Consider the following 23,948-nt stretch of genomic DNA (forward strand, 5'->3'; position numbering starts at 1 on the left):
TTGTGTTTCTTTGCGCGGATTATACATGTTCCCCATCAATTGGCGCAGTTTTGTGTCTACCACTTAAGCGCAATGCTGTTTCAGCTGAGCGTAATGTAGTTTCGCCAAAATCTGGGTTTTGTGATATAGTTTCGTACCTTTAAATCCGGTAATTAGTAGAGGGATAGCGGCTCAATGAGCGACCTTGCCAGAGAAATCACACCGGTCAACATCGAGGAAGAGCTGAAAAGCTCCTATCTGGATTATGCGATGTCCGTTATTGTCGGACGTGCTTTACCAGATGTCCGGGATGGACTGAAACCGGTTCACCGTCGCGTACTGTTTGCGATGAATGTACTGGGTAATGACTGGAATAAACCATATAAAAAATCGGCCCGTGTAGTCGGGGACGTTATCGGTAAATATCACCCGCATGGTGACAGCGCGGTCTACGACACAATAGTGCGTATGGCCCAGCCGTTCTCACTGCGCTATATGCTGGTGGATGGGCAGGGTAACTTCGGTTCCGTTGATGGCGACTCCGCCGCAGCGATGCGTTATACCGAAATCCGTATGTCTAAAATTGCTCACGAGTTGTTAGCGGATTTAGAAAAAGACACCGTTGACTTCGTGCCTAACTATGATGGTACGGAACAAATCCCTGCCGTAATGCCGACCCGAATCCCTAACCTGTTGGTTAACGGTTCGTCAGGTATTGCCGTCGGGATGGCAACCAATATTCCGCCACATAACCTTTCTGAGGTTATTGATGGCTGCCTGGCCTATATCGAAGATGAAAACATCAGCATTGAAGGGCTGATGGAATATATTCCGGGGCCAGACTTCCCAACCGCAGCGATTATCAATGGTCGCCGTGGTATTGAAGAAGCTTATCGTACCGGCCGTGGCAAGGTGTATATTCGCGCCCGTGCTGAAGTCGAAGCTGACGCTAAAACGGGTCGTGAAACCATTATTGTTCACGAGATCCCGTATCAGGTGAACAAAGCGCGGTTGATTGAAAAAATCGCCGAGCTGGTAAAAGAAAAACGTGTAGAAGGCATCAGTGCGTTGCGTGATGAGTCTGATAAAGACGGCATGCGTATCGTGATTGAAATCAAACGTGATGCGGTTGGGGAAGTGGTTCTGAATAACCTCTACTCTCTGACGCAATTGCAGGTGACTTTCGGTATCAATATGGTGGCTCTGTCTCAAGGGCAGCCTAAATTGCTTAACCTGAAAGACATTCTGGTTGCCTTTGTGCGCCACCGCCGTGAAGTGGTGACACGCCGTACTATTTTTGAACTGCGTAAAGCTCGTGACCGCGCGCATATCCTTGAAGCGCTGGCGATTGCATTGGCTAACATCGATCCGATTATCGAATTGATTCGCCGTGCAGCAACCCCTGCGGAAGCGAAAGCGGGTCTGATTGCCAACCCATGGGAATTAGGCAACGTTGCCTCAATGTTGGAACGTGCCGGTGATGATGCTGCCCGCCCTGAATGGCTGGAAGCTGAGTTCGGTATCCGTGACGGCAAGTATTACCTCACCGAGCAACAAGCTCAGGCGATTTTGGATCTGCGCTTGCAGAAACTGACCGGCCTGGAGCATGAAAAACTGCTGGATGAGTATAAAGAGCTGCTGACCATCATTGGTGAACTGATCTTTATTCTGGAAAACCCAGAGCGCTTGATGGAAGTTATCCGCGAAGAGTTAGTGGCAATTAAAGAGCAATATAATGATGCTCGCCGCACTGAAATCACTGCGAATACCTCTGACATCAATATCGAAGATCTGATTAATCAGGAAGATGTGGTAGTGACATTGTCCCATCAGGGGTATGTCAAATATCAACCGCTGAGTGATTACGAAGCTCAACGTCGTGGTGGTAAGGGTAAATCAGCGGCACGTATCAAAGAAGAAGACTTCATTGATCGCCTGTTGGTTGCCAACACCCACGATACTATTTTGTGCTTCTCCAGCCGTGGTCGTCTCTACTGGATGAAGGTTTATCAGTTACCGGAAGCCAGTCGTGGTGCCCGTGGGCGTCCGATCGTCAACTTATTGCCGCTTGAGCCAAATGAGCGTATTACCGCCATTCTGCCCGTTCGGGAATATGAAGAAGGTCGCCACATCTTTATGGCTACCGCCAGCGGTACCGTGAAGAAAACCGCATTGACCGAGTTTAGCCGCCCACGCAGTGCCGGTATTATTGCCGTCAACCTGAATGAAGGCGATGAGCTGATTGGTGTGGATCTGACCGACGGCAGCAATGAAGTTATGCTGTTCTCCGCGTTGGGTAAAGTGGTCCGCTTCCCGGAAGCACAGGTTCGCTCTATGGGCCGTACTGCAACCGGTGTACGTGGTATCAACCTCAATGGTGATGATCGGGTTATTTCTCTGATTATCCCACGCGGTGATGGTGAAATCCTGACTGTGACTGAAAATGGTTACGGTAAACGCACTGCAGTGGAAGAATATCCAACTAAGTCCCGTGCGACTCAGGGGGTTATCTCCATTAAAGTCAGTGAACGTAATGGTAAAGTCGTGGGGGCCGTCCAAGTGACACCAACCGACCAAATCATGATGATCACTGATGCCGGTACTCTGGTGCGCACCCGCGTGTCTGAAGTGAGCATCGTGGGGCGTAATACCCAAGGTGTGACACTGATCCGTACTGCGGAAGATGAGCATGTGGTCGGCCTGCAACGTGTAGCAGAGCCAGAAGAGGATGATGAAATCCTTGATGGCGAATCATTGGAAGGTGAAGAAAGTGGCGAAGAAAACGCGACACTGAACACACCGGAAGCAGATGACACTGCTACCGATGAAGCAGAAGACGACAACGCATAACGCGTCATCTGTAAATGAAACAGCCAGCTTACGAGCTGGCTTTTTTATGGCTTATTGGTAGTGTATTCTGTTACTCACTCAGCCTGCCGGGCGATGCTTTAACCATGGTATCAGATTGAAATATCTTTCTTCATTTCGCACTACACTGAAAATATCCCGCTACCTATTTCGGGTATTGGCCGTCATGCTATGGTCACTGGGCGCGCTGTTGACCACTTTTTATATCCTGAACATTCTTAATGAGAAAAAATCTGATATTCGTCAGGAATATAATACTAACTTTGATCAAGCCCAGAGCTACATTAGGCACTCTTCCGACATTATTCGCGATATCAAATACATGGCGGAAAACCGCTTAAGCCAGAATTCGGCGAGCAGCGATATCGCGGCCGGGGCTTTTATTAAAAATAAGACCACCCCCAAATATTACCCGCTCAGCTCACAGGCCGACTGCGCCACCCTTAACTCATCGCGTCACTCGTCATTAGATTCTCTCAGTAACCTTATTTTGTACTGGAAAGAGAACTTCGCCGCCGCTTATGACCTGAATCGGATATTCTTCATTGGCAGTGATACCTTGTGCATGGTGGACTTCGATATTCGTAATGTCCCGATGGAGCAAGAGAGTTTACTCAAGTCACTGAATGAACATATTTTAAAATATCGGGAGGCCAATAATCAGGATAAAGACAGCACCCTGTATTGGATTGTACCTGGCGTGCGCCCTGAAATTGGCACCTTATATGTTATGAGCCCACTTTATGTCGGCAACAAGTTAGAAGCCTTGGTGGGGACTGAGCAAACTATTCGTTTGGAAGATTTTATCTCGTCAGGGCCGCTGCCAGTGGGGGTGACTCTGCTGGATCAGGACAATGAACCGGTATTGCGTTTGGCAACGGGGGAGCGCTCCGCCTCGATGTTGAATGACTATCCAGATACACCCTCTTATTTTGGCTATGTGGATGATTATAATTACCTTATTCTGAAAAAGAATTTACTGCCATCCCCGCTAAGCATTGCTTACTCTTTGCCTGTTAAAACGATTATAGAGATATTCAAGCTATTAATTTTTAATGCATTACTGCTCAATACGCTCTCTGCTGTGGTGATATTCACTCTGGCCTGGTTATTTGAGCGCAAAATGTTCCACCCGGCTGAAGACAATGCGTTAAGGCTGGAAGAACATGAGCAATTTAATCGCAAAATTGTTGCTTCTGCACCAGTGGGAATCTCCATCCTGCGGATTAGCGACGGCACCAATATCCTCAGTAATGAATTAGCACATAACTATATTAACTTGCTGACAAATGAGGATCGCGAGCGCATTACGCGCATTATCTGTGAGCAACAAGCCAATTTTGTCGATGTGATGACCAGTAATAATAACAATCTGCAAATCAGCTTTGTTCACTCGCGTTATCGTAATGAAGATGTGGCTATCTGCGTGCTGGTGGATGTCAGTTCGCGGGTAAAAATGGAAGAGTCGTTGCAAGAGATGGCCGCAGCAGCAGAGCAGGCCAGCCAATCCAAATCGATGTTTTTGGCGACCGTCAGCCATGAATTGCGCACTCCGCTGTATGGCATTATAGGTAACCTCGATTTATTGCAAACCAAAGAGTTGCCTCAAGGCGTTGACCGGTTAGTTACCGCGATGAATAACTCATCTGGTTTGTTGCTGAAAATTATCAGCGACATTCTGGATTTCTCCAAAATAGAATCTGAGCAACTGAAAATTGAGCCGAGCGAGTTTTCTACTGTGGAGGTGATAACGCATATCACCGCGAACTATTTGCCACTGGTCGTGAAAAAGCGCTTAGGCCTGTATTGCTTTATTGAGCCAGATGTCCCTCGTCTGATGCTGGGGGATGCGGTTCGCTTACAACAAGTGATTTCTAACTTGTTGAATAACGCTATTAAATTTACCGATACTGGCTGCATCATCTTGCAGGTCCGGGTTCGTGGTTATTATCTGGAGTTCCGGGTACGGGATACCGGGGTGGGAATTAATGCCCGTGAGATAAACCAGTTATTCGATCCCTTCTTCCAAGTGGGAACTGGAGTTCAGCGCCATTTTCAAGGTACGGGATTAGGTCTGGCTATCTGCGAGAAGTTGGTCAACTTAATGGACGGGGACGTTGAGGTTGTTTCCGAGCTGGGAATGGGCAGTATTTTTGCTATTCGTATTCCGCTGTATCAGGCTAAAAATACGGTATTGCCGCCCAGTGACCGCTGGCAAGGAAAAGTACTGTGGTTGGATATTCGCAATGCGCGCCTCGAAAGCTATTTACTCGATCTGTTAAGTCATTTCGGTGCCACCATCCAGCGCTATAGCAATGAACAGACTTTGCAAGATCAAGTCCTGATTTGTGATTATCTACCACAGATAAACTCGCCACTGGCGACCTGGATTCAGCTATCCATCGAACACATTGGTTTGCCGCAAGAGACACGTCCTGGTTATTGGTTGCTGAGTACATCGACGCTGCTGGAAATCATCCCATTATTGGACAGCATACTACTGGAGCAATCATTGGCTGAGGATGCGCCATTGCCTTTGCCAGCCGCTAGAACCAATCAGGATGATAATGATGACCTGCAAATTTTGGTGGTGGATGACCATCCTATCAATCGGCGGTTATTGGCCGATCAGCTCACCACATTGGGCTATCGAGTGATTACGGCGAATGATGGGCTGGATGCGCTGGCGGTATTGAGTGCTAATAACGTTGATATTGTGCTGACTGACGTGAATATGCCAAATATGGATGGTTATCGTTTGACGCAGCGCCTGCGTCAATTGAATCATAACTTCCCAGTGATTGGCGTCACGGCTAATGCATTAGCTGAAGGTAAACAACGCTGTATTGAAGCGGGGATGGATAACTGTTTATCTAAGCCTGTGACTTTGGATACCTTGCGGCAAATGCTGCGTTATTACAGCGACAAGGTACGACGCGCGCGTTAAACCTATTGCCATTAAAGTCGTCAGGGATTAATACATTTGTAGCGCGAATGGAAAGGCAGAAATAAATAAACCCGTGGTGTTGTTAATAACACCACGGGTTTAGGGCCGAGAGTTATTCTTTATCTTGACCGATAGTGACGGAAGAAAGATAGTTTAACAGCGCAATATCATTATCAACGCCCAGTTTCAGCATCGCTGACTTCTTCTGGCTACTGATGGTTTTAATACTGCGATTAAGCTTTCTGGCGATCTCTGTAACCAGGAAACCTTCAGCAAATAACCGTAAAACTTCACTTTCTTTCGGTGACAAACGTTTATCACCATAGCCATTCGCACTGATTTTTTCTAGTAGTTTTGCCACACTCTCAGGAGTGAATTTTTTCCCTTTCTGTAATGCAGCCAAGGCCTTAGGTAAGTCAGCTGGTGCGCCTTGCTTTAATACAATCCCGTCAATATCCAAGTCCAAAACTGAACTGAGAATAGCTGGGTTATTATTCATTGTTAGTACAATTATGGCTAAATCAGGGTAGTGCCGTTTTATATATTTAATCAACGTGATGCCATCACCGTACTTATCTCCAGGCATGGAGAGGTCGGTAATTAGCACATTGGCATCAAGTTTAGACAAATTGTTAATAAGCGCAGTGGAGTCTTCAAACTCCCCAACAACGTTTACCCATTCAATTTGCTCAAGCGACTTTCGGATGCCAAACAACACAATTGGATGGTCATCAGCAATAATTACATTAAGGTTGTTCATGGTTATGGGTTACCTTGCTGCAACAGTCTGGTGACGAAAGAATCAATTTGACTGATGCTATTTTCGATCTTCAACCGATCGCCATCTGCGATATGCTGTTCTAATGTTTCACATAGTTGTTTGCCGAGAAGCAGATTCAACATAGCAAATACGCCTTTCAATCGATGTGCGGTCTGCGAAAGCGATATGAAATCACGTTGCTGAAGTTCAGTATACAGTTTCTTCAGATCTACCGGTACTGTCTCAACAAATAAGGAATAATAGTCACTGGATTTTAGTTGTTGCTCGTATGCATTTATATCATCGTCAGCAATGGATTCAGAAGTTCCAGAGGATTCATCTGATAAAATGCGCTGTTCGATTAATAATAATATTGCATCAATGACTGCACTTCCTAAATTATAATTTACCCGAATATAATTATCCTGCAACTGCTGTAAGCCGACTTCGTCTGGTGCCAGTAATAAAGTAAAATTATCATAGTGTTGCGGGTTATCCGTTAGCGTTACATCGTAGTCCCTACCGGGTAAACGGTCATCCACGATAATGCAGTTAGCACCGAACGAATTCAATAATGTTGTGATGATAGAACGCACTTCTTCAGAGGTTATATCTAATAAAGCCGTAACACCGTCCAATAACTTCTCTGGTTCCTCCGCTTCTTCATTCTGAACAGCAATTGTCGCTCGGATAGTATAACGAGTGCCTATATCCACTTTGCTGCGAATCTCTAATTGACCGTCTAATTTTTTACATAATTGGTTACATAAAAAGAATGTTAACCCCGAGCTGTGATTGTATCTATCGACCAGTGTTTGGCTGAGGAAAGGATAATTAAGGTTACTGATCTCTTCGTCAGAAATACCCGCGCCGGTATCAATTATCTGAATAAGCAGTTGCTCAGGGTGACCCGGTTCGTGGTCAACATTTAGCGTGATTTTACCGTAAGCCGTCGTAATAATGGAGTAATGCAGCAACAGTGAAAGTATTTTGCGTAATACTTTTTCATCGCCGATATAATTCTGGTCAATATTGACACGGTAGTGATTAAACAGAGTCAACCCCTTGCGATTAATCGCCGGCAGCAACTCCAGCAGTAGATCGTCGATTAATGCTGATAGAGAGAAACTGTGCTGCTCCGGTTGCCAATCTTGTGTTTCCAGACGAGTCAGCAGGGTGATGTTGTCAATCAACTCAATGATATCTTCAGATTGTTCGACCAATTTAGCCGTCAATTCATGCTGCGACTCGACGTCAGTGGTGTTTTGTAATGTTTTGGCTAGCTGGTTGAGCTGATTCACCGGCTGATTCAACTCAATCCCCAAATTATGCAACATCAGTTTCCGTGCTTGCAGGCTCTTATCATATTCACGTCTGGCTTGTTGCAGCCTTTTATTGACCAACACTTCTTTATCTTGATCATTTAGCAGGAAAAGATAAGTTTCCGGTGAAATTTTGCTGCGGAACATGCGGATTTCGTAAACTTCATTATTCACGGTGCCCTGAATTACCCCATGATGCTGCTCTGCCATATGGGCAATTTTTTGCAGATTAAGGTGGGGCATCAGGTTATCTGCTATCTGATTACTGGCGACCACAGCATTGTTGCTGAAATTATACACCAGCAATCCTTGTGGCAGGCTGGTAATGATTTCCTGGCTCAATGACTTCTGCGTTTCTAATTGATCGACCATCTCGGCGCTAGGGCGTACGAATTGGCGGCGAATAAAATAGATACCTACCACGGCCAATGACAGCAGCAGAATATTGGCCAGGATCAGCCAGAAGTTGTTCCTCAGCAAATCGATGGCCAGCACACTGATCGGCACACGATAAACAATTTTCAGTGTGGCGTTTGTCAGCGGGGCGGAGAATTCAACCCAGTAGCCATTGAGTGTCACACTGGCTGCGGCAATATCCTCCGGAGCCATACCTTCATTAATGGGGGTTTTATCCTGTTGAAGCAGGAAGCTCGAACGCGCCATATTGGGCGGAATTAGGTCATTAATGGGCAAATCAAAGGCAATAACGGTCGCCAGATGACCGGGATGGTTAAAGGTGGTTCGTAGCGTAAAATAGTAGGCATTCTGGAAGCGCAATTTTCGCAGTGGCGAGAAACTTTCTCTTTCATCTAAGGTATTGGCCTGTTGGAGCATTTCTGCCCGGCGAGACTCTGCCGCAGCCGTCAAGTAACTCTCTTTAAAGCGCGAAGTGACTTCTTTTAAGGCCTGCGTGGTGATGAGTGCCAGACTATTATCTTGGCCGTTCAGATAATACATTGAGTAGGTATCATTCTGGGAGCCCCAGTGGTTGTCGAGATAATCGGACAACTGCAATGTCATGGGCAGCGTTGCGGGCTCATGATTACCAAAAATGACGGCGTCAGTTTTTCTGCGCGGCTTTTCAATATAGTAAATGTCGGGGCGCAGACGGATTTCCTGCGCAGTGAGAATATGCTTATCAGATAGAGTAGGGTTATTGGCTAAATCATAGATTTGATAAGTATGGTAACGATAGTCATCAATACGTTGCTGCAAACCGGTGGCAATATTGGTTAATGCGTGCTTTTTATCTGTCAGATAAGCATTGGTATAGTTGTAGCCATACAACCCCATCGTGATGAGCAGCAATACAATAAATAGCCAGAAGCAGCGAGTAATATTAACTGAACTGGTGGATGGCGAATTATTTTGCATAGAAATAATGCATATTCCTTGGTTAGCGCGTGACAGCTCTGGCGCTGGCAGTCACTGTCAGTAATAACAGTGCCACACAGCCAAAAGCGACCGATAAGTTACTTAACTGGGCGACAAAACCAATTGCCGCTGGGCCAGCTAGAATCCCGGCATAGCCGATAGTGGTAATGGATGCGACGGCCAAATTGGCTGGCATCACCGTTTGATTACCCGCGGCAGTGAACAAGATGGGCACCACGTTTGAGGCACCCAACCCCACCAGCATAAAGCCGATAATGGCGGCGAGTGAGTTATCAATACTTATCGCGGTAATTATCCCAATAGCGGCGCACAAACTGCCGCCTAATAATACCTTGTATCGGCCCAATCCGTTGACAATCCGATCGCCATTTAAGCGCCCGAGAGTCATCGCGATGGCAAATACGGCATAGCCCATACCGGCCTGAGAGGGTTCCATGCCGCGCAATGTCGTGAGGAAGACAGCACTCCAGTCAAGCATGGAGCCTTCCGCCAGAAACATCACAAAGCATAAAAAGCCGATAAACATCACCCAGCCACGAGGTAAAACAAACAGCGGGCCGTCATGGGGTTCGCCACTGCCGTGCAACAGGTTTTTATTGGCTGTCAGTAGCAGGATAATCATTAATACCACGGTGGCAATAATGGCGGTCAATGGGCTTAAACCCAACCATAATAAAGCACTGACGCCACCGGCCCCGGCTATCCCGCCGACACTGAATAGCCCGTGGAAACCGGACATCATTGCCCGACCACTGGCTTTCTCGACAATAACTGCCTGAATGTTCATCGCAACATCTATTATGCCCATCGCGGCACCGAAGATTAACAGCGCCAGAGCCATGGTCAGCGGAGTGTTCATCAAGACCAGCAAGGGGAGGTCGAGGCAGAGTACCGCGCCGGCCAGTAAAATCACGGCCCGACAGCCCCATTTTGCGGTAAGCACCCCAGTCAACGGCATGGCGAGCATTGAGCCGACACCAATACATAATAGCAGTAAGCCCAGTGACGCATCATTTAGACCAATACGCTCCTTGGCAAAAGGGACCAACGGTGCCCATGCGGCCATGCCCAGTCCGGCGATGAAAAAAGCCAGACGAGTCGAGACTTGCTGTGCAACACCTGGTTGCACTGTTGATTGGAGTGTTTTGGTGGTCATGAGGTATCGGATCTGCGATTGATATGAATAATAAATATAGACAGACGTTTCTATCACAAAGCGAAATGCGGGTCGAAGGGATTTATCCGGATTATCATAATACTTGGCAATCTTATGCATTCGCTCGTTGGCTTAACCGCTACAGAGGATGAAGATTAATGGCAAAGCGAGAGGATTGATTTAATGCAATAATTCTAAACTATATGCGTATCTATTCATGCGTATGTTGCATAAGTGTAAATTAATAGTCATTAATTTTGCTAATCATTTGGCTAGTACCTATCCAACCTTGTTTTGCTACCCACGCTAAGTTTCTTTCTATGCTGAAACGATTAATTATGATAATAATCAATTGATTGGCAGGGAAATTAAAAATCATTTCCTTTGGTTTCAATTTAATTCTTATCATTTCAATTATTAATGATTGTAAATAAAATGGGAAATTTTATTGTACAGTTGTGAAATATCTACTTATATCTAAGTAATGACTCGCCAACTTATTGTTCGAGTTCACATTAAAAAAAATGTATAAAAACTAAATGTACCTATTGCGCTGATTTCTTTGTTGTTGTTAATCACACCAGAAACAAGCTTAGACCCTCTTTATTGAGGTGTTTATTTACCCTCCAGCGTCCGACTTATCAGGGGCTCCCCCGGATATATTCTTACGTGGAGATATCATCTTGCTTGATTTTTGAGGTTATCAATGGCGAATTCAGCGGCTGGTTCAATTGATATTATTTCACGGCAAAATGGGGCATTGATCTCAGAGGTTGCAAGTAACCAGCAGGTTGTCGCGCTTAACGGATTGAGCATTGTGCGTATTCATGGCACGCCGGAAAGTGTTGCCAGCTATGAACGCCAGGGTAATGACCTGATTTTGCACATGAAAGACGGCACTACCGTGCGCTACCAGCACTTCTTCACCACCGATGGTGTCGGGAATTACAGCGAATTGGTGTTTGATGATGGTATTAATCCACCGATACATGCCACTTTCCCTGCTGCTGTAGGGGCCGCCGCAGTTGCTGGTGATGCCATCTTAGTACCGCAATTTACCGCAATAGACAGTGTGGCTGGTTTGGCTGTTGGTGCCAGCGCCAGCTCTGCCGGGTTATTGGCGGGGGCGCTGGGCTTTCTGGCGATAGCGGGAGGCATCGGCATTGCCGCATCACACCACAGTAATAGCAATTCCAATTCCAATAACAGCAACTCCGGGGGAAATAACGGCGGTAATGTTGATCCACCGACCAGCAACCCAGACCCCGCAGTGACCTTGAAAGTTAATCCATTGACTGGCGATAACCTGCTTAATAGCAGTGAGGTCAATGTTAACCAAACATTGAGTGGCACCACCACCGGTGTTGCGGCTGGGCAATCGGTCAATGTCACCATTAACGGCACGACCTACACCACGAAAGTTGCAGCGGATGGCTCGTGGAGCATTTTACTTCCGGCCTCGGTATTGCAAGGTTTACACGATGGTAGTTATACCGTCGTGGTCACCGTTTCAAATGGTAGCGGCCAGACTGCGGAGCAAACTGTGACTCTGGTCGTTGATACCATAGCCCCCACCCTGACAATTTCTCCGGTCGCCGGGGATGGCATTATCAATGCGGCAGAAGCCAAAGCAACAGTGGCGATTAGCGGGACGTCCTCGGCCATTGGTGCCACCGTCACTGTGGTCTTCCACGGAAAAACCTACACCGGCACGGTGCAAAGTGATGGTCGCTGGAGTGTGAATGTCCCTGCCAGCGATCTGGTTGGGCTGGCTGATGGTTCACAAGCGATATCTGCTACGGTAAGTGGCAGTGCCGGTAACAGTGCCAGTGCTAGCGGGAGTGTCACCATTGATGCCGATCCTGCCAACCTCCCTAATTTGGCGCTAAATGACTTTGCCGTAGATAATCACCTTAATGGGGCAGAGCAAAAAGTCAGTCAGACATTGAGCGGCACAACCAGCCATGTTGAGGCTGGCCGCTTAGTCCTCATCACATTGAATAATAAAACTTATACCGCCACTGTCGGGGCTGATGGCAAATGGAGCACTCAGATTCCGGCGGCAGACTTGGCAATGATTGCCAATGGCAGCACCACTATTCATGCACAGGTCACGGATATCGCCGGTAACCCGGCCAGTAAAGACAGCATTATCACCGTCGATAGCACCCAGGGCGGTTTGGGTATCAACACCGTCGCGGGCGATAACCTGATAAATGCCATCGAAGCACAAACTAACCTTAGCGTAACTGGCACGTCGGCGGGCTTGGCTCTAGGCACACAGGTTACCGTCACTTTAAATGGCAAAACTTATACCGGCTTAGTTGATGCAGATGGCAACTGGAGTGTACTTATCCCTAAAGGGGATTTAGCCTTACTGGCTGATGGTTCAATAACATTAACTGTTCAGGCCACTGGTGTACCAGACAGTAGCCTTGCACTCGGTATTTACACCCACAGCTTGCCAGCCGTTAACATTAATCAGCCTTTTGGTGATGGGAAGCTCAATGGCGCTGAAGTCAATGTAAGCCAAACTGTCACCGGGTCAACAGGGGTGACGGGAGCGGGTCAGACCGTCTTGGTGAGTTTTAACGGTGTGACGTATCAGGCGACAGTCGACATTAATGGCAGTTGGTCATTAGTTTTACCCCCCGCGGCCCTACAGGCATTGGGCCAAGGGAGTCTACCGCTGGTGGTGACGGTCAGCGACGCCGCAGGTAACAGTGATAGCCAGTCGCTGGTGATTAACGTCGATACTCAAGCACCAACGCTAGTGGTAAATCCGGTGGCCGGTGACGGTATAATTAACGCCATTGAAGCCGCAGCAGTGATAACACTCAGTGGGCGCAGTTCCGAGCTAGGCGGTACAGTCACCATCACTTATGAAGGGAAAACCTATACCGCAACCGTCTCGTCGAATGGCTCTTGGGCGGTTAATATTCCTGCCAATGATCTCTCTGCTATTGCAGATGGCAGCCACCCATTAACCGCCACCATAACCGATGCCGCAGGCAATACTACCAGCGTCACCTCGAATGTGACGTTAGATGCTAACCCGGCTAATTTGCCGACCCTGACCATTAACACCTTTGCCGGTAATGATATTCTGGATGGAGCAGAGCAGCGAGTTGACCAGATAATCAGTGGGCTGACCACGAAAGTGGAAGCCGATCGAGTCGTGACCATCATACTGAATGGCAAAACCTATACGGCGGTTGTCGCGGCAGATGGCAGTTGGAGCACGAAAGTCAGTGCGGCTGATTTAGCTTTATTGGCAAACGGCAGCACCAACATTACGGCAACAGTCACCGATGTGAGCGGTAACCCCGCCGCTGGTACCCACAACATAACTATTGATAATCATTCGTCGGGGCTGGGTATCAATCTGGTTACCGGCGATAACCTGATCAATGCTGCTGAAGCGGCGGCAGGAGTGACGGTCAGCGGTACCTCGTCCAATGTTAATAGCGGCCAAACTGTCACCCTGACACTGAATGGCAAAACCTATACCGCAACAGTGGGCGCGGGGGGCAACTGGAGCACTCAGATCCCGGCAGGGGATCTGGCGCAGTTAGCGGATGGCAGTGTGACGTTATCTGCTGCTACCACCGATGCTGCTGGCAACCCGGTCAACAGCACCACTAGCTTGGGAATTTATACCCATGCATTACCGGCCGCCAGCCTGATTCCTCCTTTTGGCGATGGCATACTCAATAGTGCGGAAGCCGCGCTGGGTCAAACATTGCGCGGCAGCACCGGCATTGCGGGCAGTGGTCAGCAGGTGAGTGTGACGCTCGCCGGTGTGACCTATTCAGCCACGGTTGCCGCCGACGGCAGTTGGACATTGTTGCTACCCACCAATGTGTTGCAAGGCTTGGGGCAAGGTAATCAGCCGCTGGTGATTACCGCCAGTGATGCAGCCGGTAATAGCAATATCCTAAACAGCCAATTTAAGGTTGATACCCAAGCGCCCGGTTTATCCGTTGCGCCAATTGCGACGGATAATATTATCAATGGCGCAGAGGCGGCGGCGAGTATTACGGTGAATGGCAGTTGTACAGAGATTGGTGCCATTGTGAAGGTCACTATTGGCGGGCAACTCTACACCGGTGTGGTGCAGCCTAATGGCAGTTGGAGCATCACTATCCCTGCCGGGGCATTGTCATCCCTCAGTGATGGGAGTTATCTGGTTAGTACCCAGGTGCTGGATGCTGCCGGTAATAGCACCACAGTGACCCAAAATGTCACGTTGGATGCCGACCCTCTCAATTTGCCGACCCTCACCATTAATACTTTCGCCGGTAACAATATTCTTGATGGTGCTGAGCAGTTGGTCAGTCAGACCATCAGCGGCAGCACGACTGCAATAGAGGCTGGGCGGGTGATTACCATCACTCTTAATGGCCGAACTTATACCGCGACGGTGGATTCTTCGGGCAATTGGAGTGCGAAAATCCCGGTAGTTGATCTGGCGTTGCTGGCTAATGGTATGACCAGCATCACGGCGACTGTCAGCGATGTGAATGGCAATGCGGCCAGTGGTAGCCAGGGTATTATCGTCAACAATGCTCAGAGCGGGATTGGTATCAGCCCGTTGACCGGTGACAATCTGATCAACGCACAAGAGGCGGCAGCAGGTGTCACTGTTAATGGCACCTCCAGTAATCTCAATCCTAATCAGACGATTATCCTGACACTGAATGGCAAAACTTACTCCGCGATCACCGGGGCCGGTGGCAATTGGAGCTTGAATATACCCGCCGGTGATTTAGCCCTGTTATTGGATGGTAAAGCAACATTGACCGCTACCACGACTGACAGCGCGGGCAATATTGTCTCCACCAGCAGCGAGCTTGGGATCTATATCCATACGCTGCCAGCACCCATCACTAACCTGCCCTTTGGTGATGGCACGCTAACGAAAGTCGAGGCGGGCATCAGCCAGAGCTTAAACGGCTCCACCGGTATCTTGGGGGCCGGACAGAGCGTGACGGTGACTATCGGGGGCAAAACCTATGCGGCACTGGTCGGCAATGACGGCCAGTGGTCACTGACATTACCCAGCAGTGTATTGCAGGGGCTGGCGCAAGGCGGGCAGTCAATTTCAGTCTTGGTGACGGATGCCGCCGGTAACAGCAATAGCCAGATTACCCCGATAACGGTAGATACTCTGGCCCCTGAGTTATCGGTGGGGCCAATCGCCGGTGATGGAGTGATAAATGCCAGTGAAGCGGCAGCCAGTATCTCGGTATTTGGTACTTCCAATGACGTCGGGGCCACCATCAATGTGGTGATTAATGGTCAAACTTACAGGACCACGGTAGGTATTTCCGGGAGTTGGAGTGTAAGTATCCCCGCCAACACCCTGAATCTATTGGCGGACGGAAGCTACCCGATTACCATTTCGGCCACCGACAGTGTGGGGAATACCACCACCCAAGTGAGCAACATTACACTGGTGACTCACGCGGTTCCGGCTCCCTCACTGAATATCCCCTTTGTTGATGGTTACCTTAATGCAGCAGAAGTGACCACCAGCCAGACACTGACCGGCTCCACCGGTGTCAGTGGTGCAGGGCAGACGGTGGTAGTGACGGTGGGAGGTGTTGCCCATCAACTGGTTGCCGACAATAACGGCAACTGGCAACTCACTCTACCGCCATCTGAATTACAAAATCTGCCCAACGGTAATCTGACCATTTCGGTTACGGCCACGGACAGTGCCGGCAACAGCAGCACCTTCACCGGTGGTGCCATTGTGGATAAAGTTGCGCCAGCATTGGTGGTAGACCCTATCAGTGGCGACAATATTATCAATGCCACCGAAGCATTGAGTACCGTCAATATCACCGGGAGCGCGCCATTGTCAGACGCCGGGCGTATGGTTTCTGTAGTGCTAAACGGTGTGACCTACAGCAGTCTGGTTCAATCGGATGGCACCTGGAGTATTCCGCTGAGCAACACGCTGTTGCAAAGCCTGACTGATGGCAATTATCCGATTCGAGTTACCCTCAGCGACAGCGCTGGCAACCAGACAGTTGTCGATCGCACCCTGATAATTGATGCTGACTCGGCTAATCTGCCGACAGTTACCATTAACACTATCTCAGGCGATAACTTTATTAATCGCATTGAATATGCGCAGGACGCACTCATCAACGGGGTGTCGACCCATGTAGAAGCGGGGCGCACTGTCACCGTCACTCTTGGTGGCAAGAGCTACACGGGCATCGTACAAAGTGATGGTCGCTGGCAAGTGACAGTCCCGGCGGCAGATGTGAATCTATTGCCGGAAGGGCCTTCCACAGCAGTGGCGACGGTCACTGATCTGGGGGGGAACCTTGCCAGTGGTAGCCATCAGGTGACGGTGATTGCCTCTCTGGCTGACCAACCCTCCTTAACGGTTGCGACAGTCACCAGTGACGACATCATCAACTATCAGGAAAGTCAGTCAGCACTGACCATCAGTGGCAACAGCTTGCATGTGCAGGCAGGGCAAACAGTGACGATTGGCTTGCACGGTAAATACTATCAGGCGGTGGTACTGGCCGACGGTAGCTGGAGTGTCTCGGTGCCTGCCGCGGATGTGCAGGCGCTGCCGCAGGGCACTAATGTCATTACCGCCACGGTAAATGATGTGGCACAAAACCCGGCCAACACCAGCCACAATGTCACGGTTGATACTCACCCGCCGATCCTCACTGTTGATGTCCAAACCAATCTCGACAATGTATTGAATCTGGCTGATGCCTTGCTGGGGGTGGTTGTCAAAGGAACCTGCGCCGGTGATGCCGGGCTTACCGTGACAGTCACACTTAATGGTCGTGATTACAAAACTACGGTGCAGAGTGATGGCACCTGGAGCCTGACGATTCCATCGGCAGATTTGTTGCTCTTGGGGGATGGCACTCTGGCGGGGGGAATTAAAGTCAGCGTAACGGATATCGCCGGTAATGAAAGCCACGATATTACTGATATCACAGTGGCTATCAATGATGTGCCGACACTGACAATTGCGCCGCTCTTTGGCGATAACATATTGAGTGTTAACGAGATAAGTGCAAATGCAACCTTGACGGGCAGCTGTGACCATTTGGCTGTCGGAACCGCGGTTGTGGTGTCGATTAATGGTAAAGATTACCCCGGCAGTGTGACATCGACTGGGGTCTGGACGGTTAATATCAGCGCCGCAGCTTTGCAAAGTCTGGCTGACGGTAAGACTCAAGTGACGGTCAGTGCTATTGATGCGGACACGGGAAACAGTGCCTCAGCCAGTGCCAACCTCGATATTTTAATTCATAACGTCCCCAATATTACTCTGCCAGCCTTGCCGTTTGGTGATGGTTACCTAAACAAGCTAGAAGCCGCCGCCAGCCAGACGCTGACCGGGAGCAGCGGAGCCACCGGGAGTGGGCAAACCATCACGCTGAAAGTTGATGGCGTGAGCTACCCGGCCACGGTGGCTGCTGATGGAACCTGGACTTGCACTCTGCCAGCCGGGGCATTAAGTGGGTTATTGGACGGATCACATACGATTTCGGTCACAGTGACTGACCGGGTGGGTAACAGCGATACTGAGACGGTTAACTTCAACTCTCAATTGGTGCTTAGCCCAGCTCCTACGTTTGATACCGGGCCAATTATCAATGGTATTCTCAATGCGGCTGAAGCCGCCGCTGGCGGAGTTTTAACCGGGACTACCGGGATTGTGGGCGATAAGCTGCAACAGGTCACTGTCTATATTAATGGCACCGGTTACGCGGCAACTGTCACCGAAGACGGTAAGTGGACCTTGACCTTGACGCCAACCGTGCTGCAAGCCCTGCCGGAGGGAACCTGGATTGTCACGGTTACCGCGCAAGATGCGGCGGGCAATACCGGTTCCCTGAGCGGAAACGTGGAGGTCATGACCCATAATTTACCGCAGCCAACACTGACATTGCCATTTGGCGATGGAGTACTGAACCATTTAGAGGCGCTAGTTGGGCAGACATTGACCGGCACCACTGGGGTGACGGGCAGCGGGCAAACGGTGGCTATCTCTATTGATGGCCGGTTGATACAAACTGTGATTGCCGGTGCGGATGGCAGTTGGTCACTGCCACTGCTGACGGGGCTATTAACCGGGTTAAGTGGCGGCTCACATACCATTGGCGTGACGGTCACCGATCGCGGCGGCAATGTGGTGGATATTCTGCCAAACCAACCCATCATCTTTATTTCGCAACAGCTGCTGCCGCAGCCGACCATCAATACACCGTCCTTTGGTGCCAGTGTTGATATTGCTGAGGCCGGAGCGGCAATCACTATCACCGGTAAAACCGGGATAATCGGTAATAACCAGAATGTGCAGTTGAAGATTGATGTCGGCGGGATAAGCTACTCCGGTGTGGTCGATCCCATCACCGGCGACTGGACGGTCACTATCCCGTCAGGGGCACTTAATGGTTTGGTTAATGGTTCACACCAAATTAATGTCATTGTCACTGACTCCGCAGGGAACAGTAATTCCGGCTTGCTCGGCTTTGACAGCTTCCTGACGCCATCTCTGCCGACCATTAACACACCGCCGTTTGGCGCAGTACTGAATCTGAATGAGGCCGGGATTGACCAGATATTGACTGGCACCACTGGGCTGCTTAACACCGCGCAAACCGTGAAAGTCACCCTCAATGGCAAGCAATACAACGCCAATGTGGATACCGCGACGGGAGTATGGACGGTCACGTTGCCGACGGCAGATTTAAAACTTATTCCTGATGGCAACCCTACTATCAAGGTGGATGTGCTGGATGGCGGCGGTAATAGCGGCAGCAGCTCGCTTAGCATCGGCGTACAAACTCATACTTTGCCAACGGTCACCATTGATACTCCACTCTTTGGCGCTGAACTAGACTTCCTCGAGAGTAAAGTGCCACAGATTATCAGCGGCACCACCACCAATATGGCCGTCGGCAGTCTGGTCAATATTACTTTTGGTGGCCTTAATCTGACCGCGACTGTGGGGCTCAATGGGGTGTGGTCAACCACGGTGAGCAGTGCTCAGTTGGGGAGTTTGGCACCCGGAAATGTGACGATCAATGCATCAGTCACCGACAGTGTCGGCAATGAGGGCCATACCCTCGCTCCAATTAACGTCGATGTGAATATCATTGCTCCTCCGGTGGTGCTCACGATAGATCCAATCACCACTAACAATATTATCAATAAGCTAAATGACCCGCAGGACATCATTATTAGCGGTAACGTTACCGGCGCTACCACTGGCGACACCGTCATACTTAAAATCAATGGCAGCATAATTGGCGTACCGCTCACCATCGGGGTTGATGGGAGTTGGTCAGTGACCCTGCCCAAAGGTGACTTCCCGGATGGCAATTATCAAATAACCGTGTCGTTGGTTGGGGGCACTGCCTCCGAACAGGTCGGACTGCTGGTTGACCGAGTTCCTCCGACCTTGACCCTGGAGCCATTTGCCCTCAACAATATAGTAGATGCGCTGGAATCCAAAGTGCCGCAACTGGTCAGCGGTATTGCCTCAGCGAATGACATTGGCCGCACGGTGACGGTAACGCTAAACAGTAAAAATTATTCGGCTCTGATAGGGGCGGATGGCGCGTGGAGTGTCGCTATTCCGGTGGCCGATTTGCAGGCGTTGCCACAGGGCAATAATACCTTGACGGCGACCTTGACCGACTTGGCGGGAAATAGTGGCAATGCCACGCCAATCACTGTTTTGGTTGATACGGTACCGACACTCATCACCTTGGATGTCAGTGCGCCAATCCTTAACAGCAATCTCCTGGGCTCAATATTGTCCGGGACGGCGCTGGGATCAGAAGGGAAAACCTTAACGCTGACCTTGGGCAGTACCTTACTGACGACAGTGGTAGGAAATGACGGTAAATGGAGTATCAATGTTTTTCCGGCGAATTTATCCGGTATTGCGGATGGCCCACTGGTTGTCGGATTAAGTGTGACAGATACTGCCGGTAACCCAAGCAGCAGCAATGTGACAGTCAATGTCGCGCTCAATAAAGGGTTGGCTCTGGCGGTCGACTCTCTGTTCAACGGCGGCTATCTCAATGCCATTGGCTCGACAGTGGATCAAATTTTGTCCGGTACGGCACAAAATGCCGGTCTGGGTGCCAAGGTAAAACTGACTATCAATGGTGTCGAACTGACGGCCGATGTGGGGGCTAATGGCAAATGGTCGCTGACGCTACCAACGGCACAGCTGAGTCAATTAGCGGATGGCCCGCTGTCACTGGATCTCACGATAGTTGATGCCAATAATAATGTGGTGCACGTCAGCCCCGCACCGGTGTTGAATGTGCTGACACACAATCTGCCGACGTTTGGCGCATTAGACCCACTGTTTGGTGCAGATGGCATTCTTAATGCGGTGGAGGCGGCGACAACGCAAACACTGAGTGGGGTGATTAATAATGTGGCTGTAGGGGCGACGGTCACGGTGACCATCGGCACCCAAGTGTTGACCACACAAGTACTGGCCGGGGGTGTGTGGCATATTGACTTACTGCCGTCCCTGCTCGGCGGCCTGCAAGACGGTAGTTTACAGGTTAATATTTCGGTTAAAGATGTGGCGGGGAATATCGTCAATACCCAAGCCACGGCCAATGTTCTTATCCATAATCTGCCGCAGGTTAGCCTTAATCCTATCTTTGGCGATGGTATTCTTAATGCGGCTGACTTGCTGCTAACCCAAACCATCAGCGGCACGATTAAAAATCTGCCTGCCGGTGCCAAGGTCACCATTAAATTGGGGACGGCGTCGCTAGAGGCAACCGTGAATGCGGATGGCACTTTCAGTGTGCCAGTCGATGCTAGCATATTGAATGGCTTGCTCGCCGGTACCCTCAATGTCACTGCCACGGTGACCGATTCTGCCCAGAACAGCGGTAGCGCGACGAGCCCATTACTGGTGGATGTGACGCTACCTGTCATCACGCTAAGTCCTATCTTTGATGATAGCAAACTTAGCTTGGCGGATACCGCGATTGCCCAAACCATTGGTGGGGTCGTCAGCGGAGTGACGGCTGGAACTCAGGTCAGTGTCACAGTCGGCGGGAAAACGTTCTTTGCGACCACCGCCGCCAATGGCAGTTTTACGGTGACGCTGCAACCGGCTGACTTGACCGCGTTATCGAATGGCAATTTGACGGTCAACGTCTCGGTTACCGACCTAGCCGGTAACACCGGAGCAGCATCCGGCAATGCCAATGTCATTATCAATAATGTGCCTAAGCTGGTACTGAACCCGATTTTTGGTGACGGGCTGCTGAGCATTTTGGATAGCCAAACGGCGCAAACTATCGGCGGGACGGTCGTCAATGGCATTGCCGGTACGCAGATACTGGTTCAGGTGGGTACTAACCAACTGACGGCAATTGTGGCGGCCGATGGCTCGTGGAGCCTGCAGGTTCCGACCAATATATTGAGTGGGTTGTTGGATGGTAGCCAAACAATCAGTGCATCCTTGGTTGATAGTGTCGGTAATACCAGTAGCGCCAGCGGGTTAGTCAATGTGCTGATTCATGCCCAACCGACACTGTCAGTCAATCCTATTTTTGGCGATGGCATCCTGAGTGTGGCGGATTTGCTGGTGGCGCAGACCATCAGCGGCACTACCACCAATGTGGCATTGGGTACCCAAATTAGTATTACGCTAAATGGTAAACCCTACGTTGCCACGGTTGGCGCGGGGGGGAACTGGAGTGTACTGGTTCAACCTATTGATTTAAAAGCATTGGTGACCGATGGTAACCTGACAGTGACTGCCGAGCTGCAAGATTCGGTGGGTAACCCAGCCAGTGGCTCTGGCATTCTGAATGTGATAGCCAATGGTTTGCCGACCCTGACACTGGACCCTATCTTTGGTGATGGTCTACTCAATGCTGCTGATGCACTCTTGACCCAAACCATCAGTGGGCACAGTACTTTTGCCGCCGGATCCAATCTGAGTGTGACTGTCGGTAATCTGACGCTAAATACCACCGTAAAAGCTGATGGCACTTGGAGCATTGCGGTATCGCCATTGATGTTGGCTGGTCTGCTGGATGGGAGTTTTACCGCCAGTGCCAGCTTGACTAACGCCGCCGGGCACAGTACCAGCGCCACCGCGCCCGTTACGGTGGGGATCAGCTTACCAACACTGACACTGAATCCTTTCTTTGCCACCGATCACTATCTCAATGGTGCTGAATCAACCGCGGCACAAGTGATTTCCGGTACCAGCACCCACGCCGCTGGCTCACAGATTAAGGTGACCATCGGTAGTGCGGTTCTCACTGGAACCATTGCCAGTGATGGTAGCTGGAGTGTGCCGATTACGCCGTCGCTTCTGACCGGTCTGGCGGACGGTTCCGCCAAAATTGCTGTCTCTGTCACTGATGCCGTCGGCAATCAGGTCGCGGTAGACACTGATTTCACAGTAAAAACCCATGCCTTACCGCTCTTGGGGGTCGACGTGCTCGGCAATATTGGCAATCTGTTGCTGCTGCCGGCTAACGGACTGACTGTTTCTGGCTCCAGCTTAAATGTGTTGCCCAATACTAAGGTCACCGTGGTTCTGCTGGGGCAATCCCTTGAGGGCACGGTCGACAGCACGGGCCACTGGAGTGTCAAATTCTATGGGAGTTTCCTTAGTGCATTGAATGTTGTCAGCATATTGACCACCACAGTGGCGGTATCGGTCACCGATGAAGCCGGTAACCACAAAGCGATCGCGGTCGGTTTGCTCTCGGGGTCGGGGGTTCAGTTACTCTCTGCTGATCAGGATATTCAGGCCGCCAGCATGATGGTCACCCCTGACAGTGATTTATCGCATTCTGCCAGCGCACCCAATCCAACAGAGACAAGCCAAAGCGTGGCGACCCCCAGCGAGCACTCGGCCGACTCGGTTGCGGCTCAATCCGCCACTGCTCAGGTGGAGTCCACAACTGCTGAATCATTGACTGCGCCTATCGACAGCACGCTGACCACCACGGTGACCGAAGGCGGCTACACCATCGGCGGCGTCACGCTCAATCTGGCGGATGGAGTGGTGATGTCCGGTGAAGCACTGACCGGCAGCAGCGGCGCGGATGTTTTCACAGTCAGTTCCCTGAATTTCAACCATATCGACGGCGGCTTGGGGATGGATACCTTGCTGCTGGGTGGGACTCATCAGGTCCTGGATCTGACCAGTTTGGGGCTGAAGGTGGAGCATATCGAAATCATTGATTTAGGTAATAGCGGCACCAACAGTATCCAGCTTGATTTGCATGATGCGCTGACGCTAACCGATAAACCGCAAGATGACTTGTTGATTAAAGGAGCAGAAGGCGGGCAAGTCACACTCAGCAATACGCCAGACGGAGTGTGGAGCAGTGTCGGGCAACGCAATGTTGATGGGCAAGCATTTGACGTCTACCACAACTCATCACTGGATAGCAGCAACACATTGGGAGATGTGTTGATTCAGCACGGTTTGCAAGTGCATTTAGTGTGAAACCACCG

6 protein-coding genes are annotated in these 23,948 nt (G+C 50.0%); 3 read left to right on the top strand and 3 right to left on the bottom strand.

Annotated elements, in window-relative coordinates:
• The first annotated feature begins 174 nt into the window (after positions 1 to 174).
• Positions 175 to 2,829 carry a DNA topoisomerase (ATP-hydrolyzing) subunit A gene (gene gyrA, locus N0H69_RS10445; RefSeq protein ID WP_050151007.1) on the top strand — a complete coding sequence of 885 codons (2,655 nt, stop codon included), beginning with the start codon at positions 175 to 177 and terminating at the stop codon, positions 2,827 to 2,829.
• Between the two features lie 115 nt (positions 2,830 to 2,944).
• The gene (rcsC, locus tag N0H69_RS10450) at positions 2,945 to 5,794 is read left to right on the top strand and encodes a two-component system sensor histidine kinase RcsC (RefSeq protein WP_050151009.1); all 2,850 of its coding nucleotides are present in this window, start codon (positions 2,945 to 2,947) and stop codon (positions 5,792 to 5,794) included.
• A gap of 112 nt (positions 5,795 to 5,906) precedes the next feature.
• On the opposite strand, the gene rcsB is transcribed toward rcsC, so the two are convergent.
• The 3 genes from rcsB to N0H69_RS10465 are packed head-to-tail and all read right to left on the bottom strand — an operon-like array spanning position 5,907 to position 10,427.
• Entirely contained in the window at positions 5,907 to 6,554 is a 648-nt protein-coding gene (gene rcsB, locus N0H69_RS10455) for a response regulator transcription factor RcsB (protein WP_004389433.1), read from the bottom strand.
• 2 nt (positions 6,555 to 6,556) lie between these two features.
• On the bottom strand, positions 6,557 to 9,250 hold the full coding sequence (rcsD, locus tag N0H69_RS10460) for a phosphotransferase RcsD (protein ID WP_050145428.1): 2,694 nt from the start codon (positions 9,248 to 9,250) through the stop codon (positions 6,557 to 6,559).
• A 22-nt stretch (positions 9,251 to 9,272) separates the two neighbouring features.
• Positions 9,273 to 10,427, bottom strand: coding sequence for an MFS transporter (locus N0H69_RS10465; protein WP_050106140.1), 1,155 nt, complete (start codon positions 10,425 to 10,427; stop codon positions 9,273 to 9,275).
• Positions 10,428 to 11,133: 706 nt separating this feature from the next.
• Between N0H69_RS10465 and N0H69_RS10470 the strand changes: the two genes are divergently transcribed.
• Positions 11,134 to 23,940 carry an Ig-like domain-containing protein gene (locus N0H69_RS10470; RefSeq protein WP_050151011.1) on the top strand — a complete coding sequence of 4,269 codons (12,807 nt, stop codon included), beginning with the start codon at positions 11,134 to 11,136 and terminating at the stop codon, positions 23,938 to 23,940.
• Positions 23,941 to 23,948 lie beyond the last annotated feature (8 nt).

Source organism: Yersinia alsatica (assembly GCF_025133195.1).
GTDB lineage: Bacteria > Pseudomonadota > Gammaproteobacteria > Enterobacterales > Enterobacteriaceae > Yersinia > Yersinia alsatica.

What these genes read in the sequence shown, in the direction of transcription:
- gyrA (WP_050151007.1), top strand. Translation starts at nt 175, where the DNA reads ATGAGCGACCTTGCCAGAGAAATCACACCGGTCAACATCGAGGAAGAG.
- rcsB (WP_004389433.1), bottom strand. Translation starts at nt 6,554, where the DNA reads ATGAACAACCTTAATGTAATTATTGCTGATGACCATCCAATTGTGTTG.
- rcsD (WP_050145428.1), bottom strand. Translation starts at nt 9,250, where the DNA reads ATGCAAAATAATTCGCCATCCACCAGTTCAGTTAATATTACTCGCTGC.
- N0H69_RS10465 (WP_050106140.1), bottom strand. Translation starts at nt 10,427, where the DNA reads ATGACCACCAAAACACTCCAATCAACAGTGCAACCAGGTGTTGCACAG.
- N0H69_RS10470 (WP_050151011.1), top strand. Translation starts at nt 11,134, where the DNA reads ATGGCGAATTCAGCGGCTGGTTCAATTGATATTATTTCACGGCAAAAT.